This window comes from Mesobacterium hydrothermale, assembly GCF_035818635.1.
Taxonomy (GTDB): Bacteria; Pseudomonadota; Alphaproteobacteria; order Rhodobacterales; family Rhodobacteraceae; genus Mesobacterium_A; species Mesobacterium_A hydrothermale.
This window is the reverse complement of record NZ_JAYLLH010000009.1, coordinates 70,806-83,377: the sequence shown is the minus strand read 5'-3', so window position 1 is coordinate 83,377 and position 12,572 is coordinate 70,806. Positions and strand designations below refer to the sequence as shown.

General features: G+C 62.9%; 10 protein-coding genes. 5 read left to right on the top strand and 5 right to left on the bottom strand.

Going from position 1 to position 12,572, the window contains the following annotated elements:
- Nucleotides 1–69 precede the first annotated feature (69 nt).
- Complete coding sequence (locus tag VK792_RS08480; RefSeq protein ID WP_326297034.1) at nt 70–1,245, bottom strand: glycosyltransferase family 4 protein; 1,176 nt, start codon at nt 1,243–1,245, stop codon at nt 70–72.
- Nucleotides 1,246–1,491: 246 nt separating this feature from the next.
- On the opposite strand from VK792_RS08480, the gene VK792_RS08475 reads away from it, so the two are divergent.
- Nucleotides 1,492–2,886 (top strand): hypothetical protein, encoded by a 1,395-nt coding sequence (locus tag VK792_RS08475; RefSeq protein WP_326297033.1) that lies wholly within the window; start codon nt 1,492–1,494, stop codon nt 2,884–2,886.
- A 7-nt stretch (nt 2,887–2,893) separates the two neighbouring features.
- Nucleotides 2,894–4,189, top strand: coding sequence for a glycosyltransferase family 4 protein (locus VK792_RS08470; RefSeq protein ID WP_326297032.1), 1,296 nt, complete (start codon nt 2,894–2,896; stop codon nt 4,187–4,189).
- Nucleotides 4,190–4,198: 9 nt separating this feature from the next.
- Here VK792_RS08470 and VK792_RS08465 read toward each other — a convergent pair whose 3' ends face one another.
- Nucleotides 4,199–4,696 (bottom strand): serine O-acetyltransferase, encoded by a 498-nt coding sequence (locus VK792_RS08465; protein WP_326297031.1) that lies wholly within the window; start codon nt 4,694–4,696, stop codon nt 4,199–4,201.
- Between the two features lie 284 nt (nt 4,697–4,980).
- Here VK792_RS08465 and VK792_RS08460 point away from each other — a divergent pair, with 284 nt between their 5' ends.
- Genes VK792_RS08460 through VK792_RS08450 form a run of 3 tightly spaced genes read left to right on the top strand, consistent with a single transcriptional unit; the run spans nt 4,981 to nt 9,379 of the window.
- Nucleotides 4,981–7,044 carry an acyltransferase family protein gene (locus tag VK792_RS08460; protein WP_326297030.1) on the top strand — a complete coding sequence of 688 codons (2,064 nt, stop codon included), beginning with the start codon at nt 4,981–4,983 and terminating at the stop codon, nt 7,042–7,044.
- Entirely contained in the window at nt 7,041–8,612 is a 1,572-nt protein-coding gene (locus VK792_RS08455; protein ID WP_326297029.1) for a GMC family oxidoreductase, read from the top strand. Before VK792_RS08460 ends, VK792_RS08455 begins: the two co-directional genes overlap by 4 nt.
- Nucleotides 8,609–9,379 carry an SDR family oxidoreductase gene (locus tag VK792_RS08450; protein WP_326297028.1) on the top strand — a complete coding sequence of 257 codons (771 nt, stop codon included), beginning with the start codon at nt 8,609–8,611 and terminating at the stop codon, nt 9,377–9,379. The genes VK792_RS08455 and VK792_RS08450 overlap by 4 nt, the downstream gene beginning before the upstream one ends.
- On the opposite strand, the gene VK792_RS08445 is transcribed toward VK792_RS08450, so the two are convergent.
- The 3 genes from VK792_RS08445 to VK792_RS08435 are packed head-to-tail and all read right to left on the bottom strand — an operon-like array spanning nt 9,376 to nt 12,547.
- The gene (locus VK792_RS08445) at nt 9,376–10,344 is read right to left on the bottom strand and encodes a sensor histidine kinase (protein ID WP_326297027.1); all 969 of its coding nucleotides are present in this window, start codon (nt 10,342–10,344) and stop codon (nt 9,376–9,378) included. The two genes, VK792_RS08450 and VK792_RS08445, sit on opposite strands and share 4 nt — an antisense overlap.
- Nucleotides 10,341–11,015 (bottom strand): response regulator transcription factor, encoded by a 675-nt coding sequence (locus tag VK792_RS08440; protein ID WP_326297026.1) that lies wholly within the window; start codon nt 11,013–11,015, stop codon nt 10,341–10,343. Before VK792_RS08440 ends, VK792_RS08445 begins: the two co-directional genes overlap by 4 nt.
- The gene (locus tag VK792_RS08435; protein ID WP_326297025.1) at nt 11,012–12,547 is read right to left on the bottom strand and encodes a DUF4153 domain-containing protein; all 1,536 of its coding nucleotides are present in this window, start codon (nt 12,545–12,547) and stop codon (nt 11,012–11,014) included. Before VK792_RS08435 ends, VK792_RS08440 begins: the two co-directional genes overlap by 4 nt.
- Between the last annotated feature and the right edge of the window lie 25 nt (nt 12,548–12,572).

The following is a 12,572-nucleotide window of genomic DNA, read 5'->3' as shown; positions in this document are numbered from 1 at the left end:
AATTGCGCGCACAGTACGGGGTCGCCGCAGGGCAGGTTAGGGCCAGTCGAATACGCGGGATCAGTCCAGTTATCGGCGCAGTTGCGCAACGCGCTCTGCCAGAAGCTCGAGCGTGCGGGTTGCCCAGGCATCCCAGTTCAGGCGCGTCTCATATTCCTGACGACTTGTCCGGCGAAGCGTTTCGTACGCATCTGGCCGAGAAACGTACGATGCGGCCAGATCGGCGAATTCCACCGGTCCCGACCCCATTGGCAGGGCGTGGCCGTTGACGCCGTCCCAGACCGGCACACCCCCCACGCGCAGGCACAGCGACGGCAGGCCATAGGCCGACGCTTCGCAAAAGGCGAAACCGTAGGATTCAAAGCTGGGCTGCATGATGAAATGCGCCCCGCGCAGCGCGGCATCGAATTGCGCCAGTTGGTCGGGGACGGATTTGTCGAGCAGGCCAAGAACGGTGATCGCGTCGCTCAGATGGTCTTGTGGTGGATGGCAGCCGATCACGGTCAGGCGGGCGTCGATCCCGCGGGCCCGCAACAGGCGGACTGTTTCAGCCACCATCGGTCCACCCTTTGCAAACCAGTCACGTCCGATCAGCAGGAATTTCAGCGGACCACCTTCGGTCAGTATCGGCGGGGCAGTGTCTGCGCCCGGGTCGGCCACGTTGGCCCCCCATGGCACCGTAAAGGATTTCTTCGGATCCATGCCATAGAACCGGTTGGCGCTGTCGCGCAGCCAGTCAGACGGCCAAAGCGCCAGGTCGATGCCGTTGATCACGCGGGTTTCCTGCCGCAGCATCCAGTTGTCCAACAGGCGCGCTGGTTTGAAGAAGGACCCAAAGCTTTCCCCGATTTCCGACCGCTTGTAAGGCGTCGGCATCGCGTCAGACGTAAAAGCCGTGACCATCGGGTAGGGTGGTGTGACATGCGACATCGCGTGAAAGGCATAGGTGCCGAACAGAACGTCGTATCGGCCGTTGGCCAGTTCTGCCCGCACTCCGCGCGAAATCAGCCGCGACAGCAGCAGGTGCAGCCGCCAGCGCGCCCGCATTTCCAACGCCATCGGTAGCCGTTTCACAAGTCTTCGCAAAGGTTCGGCCATGTGCCAACCGGTGTTCAGTACCGTGACTTCTGCCCCGTGCCTGCGCAGCGAGTCATAGATGCGGGTGTTGCCACCGGAATAGAACTGCCGGTTCAGCGGGCTTTCATCACACAGATAGGCAATCTTCAGGGGGGCTTGCCCGGTCATCCTGTCCACTCTTTACTTGTCGTTCCTGCTGTATCTGCGCGACATCGCAAAGCTTTGCGGCGGTTTCGTGGCGCAGTGCCGCAGCGCCGGGTGCATCGCCGTCGGCGTGGGGACAATTTCGTGGTTGTCGCGGTATTTGTCCATTCAGACCACGACAATGCCCACATTGCGGTATTGAGTAGTCAAGGACGTCGATCCGGGCCTGCGGTCTGGTATATTGGTGGTGTAACGCGCAGCAGGACGGGAATGCCCAACTCACTTGCCTTTCTGATGCTGGCAGCTTGGCCGGTGGTCACGGTGGTGTTGTTCCGCCGGATGCCGCCTGACCGCGCGCTGATCATCTCGATGGTTGCGGGGTATCTTTTTCTGCCCGAACCGCCGGCAACCTACGATTTTCCCCTGCTGCCGCCGCTGTCCAAGCACAACATCCCGGCGCTGACATCCTTTGTCTGCATTCTGTGGATGTACGGGATCAAGGGCTCTCTCCTGCCGGAATCGTTGTCGGCGCGGCTGTTGTCGCTGATCTTTATCTTCTCGCCCGCGCTGACGGTCGTCACCAATGTCGATCCGGTGTTCTGGGGTGAAATCGGGTTGCCGGGGCTGGGCTGGAAAGACGCAATCGCGCTGACGATGACGCAATTCCTGATCCTGATCCCGTTCCTTCTGGCGCGCCAGCACCTTGCCACAGGTGGGTCGCAACGGTCCTTGCTGATGGCGCTTATGGTGGGCGGGCTGGTCTATTCCGTGCTGATGCTGATCGAAATGCGGCTGTCGCCTCAGCTTAACCTGTGGGTCTATGGCTATTACCAGCACTTCTTTGGGCAATCGATCCGCTTCGGCGGCTATCGCCCTGTGGTGTTCCTGTACCACGGGCTGTGGGTGGCATTCTTCGCGCTGACCGCCGTGGTGGGGGCGTGGGCGCTATGGAAATTCGACATTGGCGGCAATCGGAAAAAGCTTTTCTTCGCTGCGGTCTATCTGACGGTGGTCCTGGTTTTGGCAAAATCTTTGGGGGCGCTGATTTTTGCCGCGATCATCTTGCCCGTGTTGATCTTCACCGGGTCGAAAACCCAGATCAAGGTGGCTGTGGTGATCGGCGTACTGGCGCTGGGCTATCCGATCCTGAAGGGCACGGAACTGGTGCCGGAAAAATACCTGCTGACCAAAGCCGCGGAAATCGACCCCGACCGCGCTGCGTCGCTGGATTTCCGGTTTACCAACGAAAACATCCTGTTGGACCGAGCGTACCAGAAACCGTGGTTCGGCTGGGGCAGCTGGGGACGCAACCACATCCTTGACCCGGTGACGGGGATTCTGCTGACGGTCACCGACGGGCGCTGGATCATCACCATCGGGGTCTATGGATGGATCGGCTTCATCGCGGAATTCGGACTGCTGATCCTGCCCCTGTTGTTGTTGCTGAGAGAAGCGCTTGCCTTTCGACGAAGCGAAGTGTCGAAATTCATCGCGCCGTTGTCTCTGATCCTGGCTGTCAACGTGTTCGACATGATTCCAAATGCGACGCTGACGCCGTTGACCTGGTTGGTGGCGGGTGCCCTGACCGGATACGCCGAGGCGTTGAAAAAGGCCCGCCTGACCGAAGGGCCACGGGTTCAGCCGGAATGGAAACCGGTGATCTGAGGTGACAATGCGTAACGATCGGCCAAAAGTGTTGGCGATTGCCGAAGCCGCGAACCCCGAATGGGTCAGCGTGCCACTGGTCGGCTGGTCATTGGCGCATGCGCTGCGCGGCAGGGCCGATCTGCATCTGGTCACGCAGGTGCGCAACCGTGAGGCCATTCTGCGCGCTGGGCTGGTCGAGGGCCGCGATTTCACCGCCATCGACTCAGAGGCGCTGGCCCGCCCGATCTGGGCGATTGCCGAAAGGATGCGCGGTGGCGGCGGCAAGGGCTGGACCACATTGCAGGCGTTCAACGCGCTGATCTACCCCTATTTCGAGCGGCTGGTCTGGCGTCAGTTCGGTGCGGCGATCCGTGGCGGCGCCTTTGACATCGTGCACAGGATTACCCCGCTGAGCCCAACGATTTCGTCATCTCTCGCCGGACGTTGCCGCAAGGCGGGCGTGCCGTTTGTGTTGGGGCCGCTGAACGGCGGGGTGCCCTGGCCCGACGGGTTCGACGCCGAACGGCGGCAGGAAAAGGAATGGCTCAGTTACCTGCGCGCGGGCTACAAGGCATTGCCAGGACGGGGCGCGACGCTGAAACATGCCGACACGATCCTCGTCGGATCACGCCATACCGAAGGCGAGGTGCCGGAAAGGTACCGCGACAAGACGATCTATCTTCCCGAAAATGCGATTGACCCGGCGCGGTTCAACCGCGTGGCAACGCCCCCCAAGGACGGCCCGTTGCGCGCCTGTTTCGTCGGGCGGTTGGTGCCCTACAAGGGGGCCGATATGCTGATAGCCGCTGCAGCCCCGATGTTGCGCGACGGCAGGATGGTGCTGGATATCATCGGGGACGGTCCGATGATGGCCCCCCTCAAGGCGCAGGCCACGGCAGAGGGCGTGACCAATGCCATCACGTTCCATGGCTGGATGGCGCATGATACGGTGCAAAATGTGATGGCAGAGTGTCATCTGTTCGCCTTTCCTTCGATCCGCGAATTCGGTGGTGGCGTGGTGCTGGAGGCGATGGCGCTGGGCGTGCCGCCGCTGATCGTTGACTATGCCGGGCCGGGGGAACTGGTGCAGGATGCCTGGGGCCTGAAGGTGCCCTGCGGGTCACGCGCCGACATCATCCGCGCCTTTGCCGACCAGTTGGGCCGGCTGTGCGCCGACCGCAGCCGCCTTACCGCCATGTCCCGGGCCGGGCGCGACAGGGTACAAAGCCATTTCACCTGGGATCGCAAGGCGGAACAGGTCTTGCAGGTCTATGACTGGGTGTTGCGGGACGGGAAGAAACCTGAACCGATGGCGGGTTGATCCCTTGCCTCAGGCTTGCGCGATGATCCGTGCCGGGATGCCCGCAACGGTCGCACCGGCGGGTACATCCTTTGTCACCACCGCGTTGGCGCCGATCACGGCGTTGTCGCCAACCGAAAGCGGCCCGATCAGTTTGGCCCCGGCGCCGATATCGACGTGGCCGCCCAGGACCACGGGCCCGGCCAGTGTCACCTGGTGAAAGATCATGCAATTCGGGCCAATCACGCTGTCGGGGTGGATGATGATTCCGGTCGGATGGGTCAGCCGCAGTCCGCCCGCGATCCGCGTGTTCAGGTGGATCTCGCTTTGCGTGACGGTCGACCAGAACAGGTGGTTCAGTACCCAGTATCGCGCCATGATCCGCGATAGCAGCCCGCCACGGGCCTTGCACGCCTGGTACCGGCGAATCGACCGCATCAGCTTGGCAGCGGGATCCCAGAACCGCGTGATCGCCTCCCGGCTCCAGTCCGGGTGTTCCGCCGATACGTTCTGTTCGTGATAAACCATGCCACGCCTTGCTGCACTTGCCCGGCGCGATCTTGCCCAAATTCGCCGGGACAGGCCAGAGGAACATGGTTGGGGAAAGAAAGGCCGAAAGTTTCCTTAAAAAGACCGATATTGACCGGCACTGTCACCATCGAGGCAGAACCGAAACCTAACAGGTCGTCAGACAGAATTTGCATGGTTGACGCCAGAGTGCAGCCTTGGCTTATATCCCCGCGCGGAAACTGGGGACCGCGCAACAGACGGCGTCACGGCAACGTGGCGATCTTTGCATCAGGAGGACCCCGGTGAGCAATTCAGGCACCGGCCAAAAAACCACCAAGCCCGCCCCCGCTGCGCAATACCGCAGCGAAATCGACGGGTTGCGCGCCATCGCCGTTCTTTCGGTGGTGCTGTATCATTTTGGCATTCCGGGCTTTGGCGGCGGTTTCGTCGGCGTCGACATCTTCTTTGTCATTTCCGGCTTTCTGATCGGCGGTATCCTGTGGCGCGAATACCTTGAAACCGGTTCTATCTGGATGCTGCATTTCTATGTTCGCCGGTTCCGTCGCCTTGCGCCTGCGTTCTTCGTGATGGCGCTGGTGGTCAGCGGTGTGGCGTGGCTGTTGTTGCTGCCCTTCGAATTCCGCGAATTCGGCAAGACGCTGATCGCGTCGACCGTCTACCTGTCGAACGTGCTGTTCTATCGCGGGGCAGGGTATTTCGACACCGGGGCCGAGGAAAAGGTTCTGCTGCATACCTGGTCTCTGGCGGTCGAGGAACAGTTCTACATCTTTCTGCCGATCTTTATCCTGGTGCTGGCCCGGTTCCGCTGGGCGATCGTGACGCTGTTGTTGGTGATCCTGTTCGGGTCTCTGGCGGCGAACTTGTTCATCACCCCCAAGGACCAGCCGGCCGCGTTCTTCCTGTTTCCGTTCCGGGCCTGGGAGTTGCTTTCGGGGGTGTTGTTGGCGATTGCCGGGCAGCGCTTCGGGCTGGTCTGGAAAGGCTTCGCCCCGCTGTCGTTTCTGGGGCTTGCCATCCTTGTGCTGTCGATCTTCATGATCCAGCCGGATGACCGGTTTCCGGGCTATTTCGCGATTGCACCGGTGATCGGGACGCTGCTGATCCTCGCCAATGGCCGCGGCGAAAACATGGTGAACCAGGTGCTGTCGTCGACGGCGCCGGTGTTTGTCGGGCTGATTTCCTATTCACTGTACCTTTGGCACTGGCCGGTTTTCACCCTCTCGACCTATCTTCGTGGCGGCTATGCCAACATTTTCGAAGGTCTGGTCTGGGCGGCGCTGTCGGTTGCGCTGGCGTATCTGTCGTGGCGCTATGTCGAACTGCCAGTGCGTCGCGCGCGCAATCTGCCGGGATCGGCAGTTCTGGTGGGGGCGGTCGCTGCCTCTGCGGTTCTGCTGGGGATCGGCGGATACCTGTACAAGAACAATGGGCTGGAAAACCGGTTCGGTCCAACGGTCCTGCCCCATATTCACGCCAGCGCGGATTTCCTTCAGGATTGGAGCCGCTGCCAAGTGCCGGCCAAGGGTCCGTTGATGGGGCTGGAAATCTGCCCGATTGGCCCGCAGGGCGACCCGGAAATCCTTGTCTGGGGCGACAGTCACGTGCGCGCCTTCAAGGAAGGTCTGGATGCCGCCGCACATGAGGCCGGTGTGCCCGCGATGATCATCTGGCGCGCCGGTTGTCCGCCGCTGTTCGATGTGCGCAAGGTCGAAAGCTTTGCCACTCCGGCGCAGGATCTGGCCTGTTCCAACGCCAATTTGCAGATCAAACAGGCGTTCAACCGCATCCCGTCGCTGCGCGACATCGTTCTGATTGGCCGCTGGACGTATTACACCCACGGCAAGGGCGTTGGGCTGGATGCTGAAAACACCATCCAGGTTCTGCCGAAAGAAGGCGCGCTGGCGCTGAACAAGCCGCAGGAAGAGGTCGTGGCAGAAGCGATCGAGGCAACAGTGAAAGAGCTGTACCAGCGGTTCGAAAACGTTTGGATCATCCGCCAACCGCCCGAAGTTCCGTTCTATGACTCCCGTCTTGCAGCCAAAGAGGCGGCGCATGCCGGCTGGCCCCTTGCGGCAAAACCGGTGACGCGGGACACGGTTGCCACTTCCGATGCGCTGTTGCGTGCATCGGTTGCCGAAGCCCCGTTTTCCAAGCTGAAGTCTGAAGGCTGGATCCGTTGGGTCGATTTCTGGCCGCAACTGTGTTCGCGCGGAGAGTGCCACGCGCTGATCGGGGATCTGGGTCTGTATTTCGACAACAACCACATGACGAACTCTGCCGCGCTGGCGCTGCGAGGCGCATTTGCCCCGATCTTTGCGCGGGCCACGGCAGAGGCGGGTCAGTGACCCATCTGCTGGCTGAAACGCACTGGGATGCCATTGTGATCGGCACCGGTATCGGCGGCGGCACCGCTGGGCGCGCCTTGGCTGAAGCGGGGAAAAAGGTGCTGTTCCTCGAAAAAGGGCCAGCGGGCTATCGCAGTGAACGGCAAGGTCTGGATGATGGCGTGTTCCTGCCAGAGGCACGGCTGACCCGCGGGCTTTGGCCTGAACAGGTGCACCTGCGGCTAAACGGGCGTGATAGCGCGTTTTTTGCACCATTGGGGGCAGGGGTTGGCGGGTCTTCCGTGTTTTATGCCGGTACGCTGGAGCGGCCGGAACGGCATGATCTCGAACACAGCGCCGACCGCCCGCACCCCACAGGCGGATGGCCGATAGACTATGACACGATGCGCCCGTGGTTCGATGCGGCGACCCGCAGCTATGACCTGTGCGGCACGCAGGATCCGCTGTCGGACGAGGCCCCCGTGCCGTTGCGCGATCCCCTGCCCGAAAGCCCGGGGGATGCAGCGCTGATGCAGGCTTTTCGTGACAAGGGCCTTCACCCGTATCACCTCCATTCGGCGATCCGTCATGTCGACGGCTGCCTGGACTGCCTGGGCGTGAAATGCCCAAAACCCTGCAAGATGGACGGCCGCAGTGCGGGCGTTGAACCGGCACTGGCCACCGGAAATGCCGCCCTGCTGGACAGGGCAGAGGTGGCGCGGTTTGTTGGAACGGGGAACCGGATCGACGGGGTCGAGGTCCGCCATGGCGGTGCAACCCATGTCTTGCGCGCGGACCGCTATGTTCTTGCAGGGGGTGCGCTCAACTCTCCGCGTCTGCTGCTGGCGTCGGCCAACGATGCCTGGCCCGATGGCTGCGCCAATTCCAACGGGCTGGTCGGGCGGAACCTGATGTTTCACCTGAACGAGATGGTGGCGATTTTCCCACCCAAGGGCACACCGGCCAGCGGCCCGTCGAAGTCCGTGGCGCTGCGCGATCTGTACTATGTCGACGGTCAGCGCATGGGCACGGTTCAGGCGATGGGGATCGACGTGTCTTATGGCGAGATCGTGTTTTACCTGAACAACATGCTGGAACGGTCGGCTCTGCGCCGGTTCGGTTTCCTCCGACAAATGACGCGGATTCCCGCGGCAATCGCGGTGAGACTCTTCGGCAAGGCCAAGATTTTTGTCGGCTTGATGGAAGATTTGCCCTACCGCGAAAACCGGGTGGTTCTTGATCCGTCACACCCAACGGCGATCAAGCTGGAATATTCATTTCATCCGGAACTTCTCAGCCGTCGCAAGGCGTTCCGCCGCGCGATGAAGCGGGCTTTTCGTGGGCAGCGGCACGCCTTCCTGGGGATGCAGCCGGAGCTGAACTTCGGTCATCCCTGCGGAACGCTGAAGTTCGGCTCTGATCCGGCGAAATCGGTGCTGAACGCCAATTGCCGTGCACATGATATCGTCAACCTCTGGGTGGTGGATTCGTCGTTCATGCCCACATCCATGGGGGTGAACCCCAGCTTGACCATTGCCGCAAACGCCTTGCGTGTTGCCGATGCCATGACCAGGGAGCCAGCGCCATGACCACTTTGACTGTAAGCGACGGTTGCGTTGTCCTTACAGGTGCAGGATCGGGCCTTGGGCGCGCCATGGCGGTGGCGCTGACGGCGCGGGGCTTCACGGTTTTCGGCTTTGGCCGCACGCCGGGCGCGCTGCGGGAAACCCACGCCCAGTGCCATGGCGGCGCGTTCTATCCGGTGGCGCAGGACGTCGCTGATTCAGTCTCTGTTGCAGAAGAAATCGACCGGATCGAGGCCGACCATGGCCCTATCGCCCTGCTGATCAACAACGCCGCGACCTATCCCAAGGTGGACTTCCTAGAAGCCTCGGCCAGCGATTTCATGGCGGTGGTGAACACCAACCTGGGTGGCATGGTGAACTGTTCTCACGCGGTGCTGCGGCACATGGCCGAACGGGGTCGGGGCCGGGTGCTGAACGTGGCAACCTTTGCCGACCTGAACCCGCTGCCCACGTCTTCGGCCTATTCCGTGTCCAAGGGCGCCGCGCGGATCCTGACCCGTGCCCTGGTGGCCGATCTGGGAGACAGATTCCCCGATATCGTGATCGGCGACTGGATGCCGGGGATGTTGAAGACCCGGATGGGCATTCCCGACGGTCTGCCGCCCGAGGTGTCGGCGGAATGGGGTGTCGCACTGGCACTTTGGGCCGATCCCGCGCTGAACGGCACAACGTTCGAGCAAAACACCGAGGTGCTGCCGCCGATCGGGTTGAAGGGAAAAATCAAGGCGCTGCTGACCGGAAAACGACGCAAGCCGCGGGTGATCGGTTAAGCCGTCCCTCTTCGGGCGAAGCGCAGCTCGAAACTTGTGCCCGCCGTGCTGGGCCTCAGGGTAATCTCGCCGCCATGGCTGGTCAGGATGTTGCGCACGATCGTCAAACCCATTCCGGTGCCACCGCTGTCGCGCCGCGTGGTGAAAAACGGGTCAAAGATGCGGTCCCGGTTGCCTTCAGAGATGCCGGGCCCATCGTCGGTGACCGAAAGGGCGTTGTCACCAACGTCGATCAGAACGCTGGTCGCCCCGTGCGCCACCGCGTTGCCCAACAGGTGGGACAGGATCAGGCTGACGCCTTCCGCGGCCATCGAAACAGGCTCTGTTTCGCCCTGAATCGCGATTTTCAGGCCCGGATGGGCGGCGCGCATCTCGTCAAGTAGATCGGCCGGCCGGCTGTCCCCGATGTACCGGCTTTCGCGGGCGCGGGCGGCACGGCGCAACGCTTCGAGTTGTTGGTCGATCTGCTGGTTTGCCCCGGCCACCTTGGCCAGCAGACGGCGGTCGGTGTCGGTCAGGTCGGGGCTGTCTTCCAGCAGTTCCACCGCTGCCCGGATCGCGCTGACCGGGGTGCGCAACTCGTGCGTGACATGGTCGGTAAAGCTGCGGATCGTCGCTTCGCGGTCCTGAAGGGTGCGGGCCATGTCGATCACGCTGACCGCCGTTTGCCGGGTTTCTTGCGTTCCGAAATGGGCGGGCGGATCGACCGGGCCGGCGCCCGCGCGCGTGTCGGCAGCGAACCGTTCCAACGCGCGGATCGGGCGCACCAGAAGTCGCACCATCAGCCAGCCCAGGCCCCCGGTCACGCTGGTGATGATCAGCGCCAGCAGGATCGCGGCGTTCTTGAACCCGATTTCCGGCCCAAGATAGCGCAACACCACCAGTCCCGCGAAAGACAGCGCCAGCGTCCCGGTCAGGGCACCCCCCAGTACGAACCCCAGCGAAGGCCGCCAGCGGCGGGTCACGCGCAAGGCCCCAGCCGAATGCCGACACCATGCAGTGTTTCCACTGCCTCGGGGCAGCCCGCGTCGGTCAGCTTGCGGCGCAGGTTGCGCAGGTGGCTGTCCAGCGTGCGATCCGACACCGGGCTGTGCGCCCCCCAGATCGCGGTGATCAGTTGCGCCCGGCTGCGCACCTGGCCGGCATGTTTCGCCAAGTCGTCGAGCAGGGAAAACTCTGTCGCGGTCAGGGGGACGGTGGCGTGATCCACATGGCAACGGTGTGCCGCGCGGTCCAGCGACAGACGCCCGTGCCGCGACACCGTCTGCGCCTGCGGGGCGTTGGTACGTTTCAGGATCGCCCGCACCCGGGCGACCAACTCGCGCGGGCTGAATGGCTTGGTGACATAGTCGTCGGCCCCAAGCTCCAGCCCGACCACACGGTCGATTTCATCGTCACGCGCCGTCAGGAACAGGATGGGCACCTGTGACGTGGCGCGGATGCGACGGCAGATTTCGAACCCGTCCAGTTCCGGCAGGCCGATGTCCAGGACGATCAGGTCCGGATTTTCACGGGCGGCGTGGGTCAGGGCGATCTGGCCGTCGGCGGCACCGATCACGGTGAATCCGGCACGCTCCAGCGCCAGCCCCACCAGTTCGCGCAGGCGCGGGTCGTCGTCCACGACCAGGATCTTCATTGCGGTGCCCCCGTTTCTTCCGTGGTGAAAACATAGCGGGCCAGCCGCGCTTTCCGAAAGCCCCAATCCCGCCAATCCTTGATCTGCGGCGCGGCGATGGGGCAGTACAGGCGGCGGCCGTCCCAGTTTTTGACATCGTGGTCGATGATCACGCCCGCGGCGGTGTCGTCCAGATCGCAAAGATAGCTGAAATCCGACCGCAGCCCCTTTTCCATCCGGCTCAGGATGTTGTCGGCGATGATCGCGCTGAAGTTGACAAAAGACGCGAAATAAAGCGTACCGATGCCCAGCATTGCCGCACGCGCCAAAAGCCAGCCGTTGGAACGCGCCCGCAGGATTTGCCACGCGGTCAGCAGCAGCCCGGCGGCAACAAGCGCGATCCAGATCAAGGCACGGATGCGCAGGAAGGTCAGGCCATAGGCGTCGATATAGATTTCCAACCGCAGCGCGGCCGAGGCACACAGCGCCACGTTCTGCACCAGCCACAGCACCAGAAGCGGTTTCAGCGCCCGATGTTCCCGCAGGAACGGACGCGCGGCCAGCGCGAATCCACCGGCCAGCAGCGCCGTAATCAGCAGCGGGTACGCGCCGCGATGGGCATAGGTGGCATAGCTGACCCCCTCGGGCAGATTGGCGCCGCCCAGCAAGATCGACGCATCCATCATCGTCTGCACCGCAAGCATCGCATTGAACACCCAAAGAGAGCGCAGAACCGACCCGGCGTTCAGGCCAAAATGCCAAGTTCTGCCCGTTTTAGAGACTTTCTTGGGCGCGGCAGGCAGGGGTTGCAACACCGGCCACAAGATCAGCGCAAGACCGATCCAGAACAGCGCGCGGCGCAACAATCCTGCCGCGTCGATCTGCCAGTTGAGCAGGTTATAGATCGACCTGTCGATCACAGGGTTCGCCACGACCAGCAATGACATCAGGATCAGCGCGCCGCCGATGGGAAAGGCCCAGTTGCGCATCAGGTTGCGTATCAGCGGCCAGCCGTCGCCGGTGGCCAGGGGCGCGCGAAAGCTGTTGACCTGACGAAGTGCGCCGACAAGGTCCTGCATGCCGCGCAGGGGCAGCGACCGGGCCAGCCGTCCGGCGGCGGACAGAAGGGGCGTGGCACCCTGACCAGGGGGCAAGTGCAGCCACGCCAGAGACACCACAAGACCCAGCAGCAGCAGAAAAACCGAAACCGGCTGCACATAGTCCAGGACCGGCAGGGCGCTGACGATCAGCACCAGCGCGGGCAAGGCGGTATTGCGACGTGGGGTTGAAACGATCCATGCCACGGCAAAGATCGCCGCGGCAAAGACCGCCAGCGACAGCCCGGGGGCGTGACGCCAGAACAGCAGATCGGCGAGCAGCACCAGCGCCAGTAGCATCCCAGCGCGGCGCGGGCCGGGGCCTGTCGCGCTGCGGGCGCTGCCTGGGGAAAGCGGCGGCTGCGCGGTGCCAAGCGGGTGGGTTTCTGTCGCCAGCCACCATCCATCGCGGGCCAGGGTCGCGGGCAAGCCGCGCAGGGTCAGGGTCTGTTGCATCGCTGTCTCCTTGAAAAATCCTGGA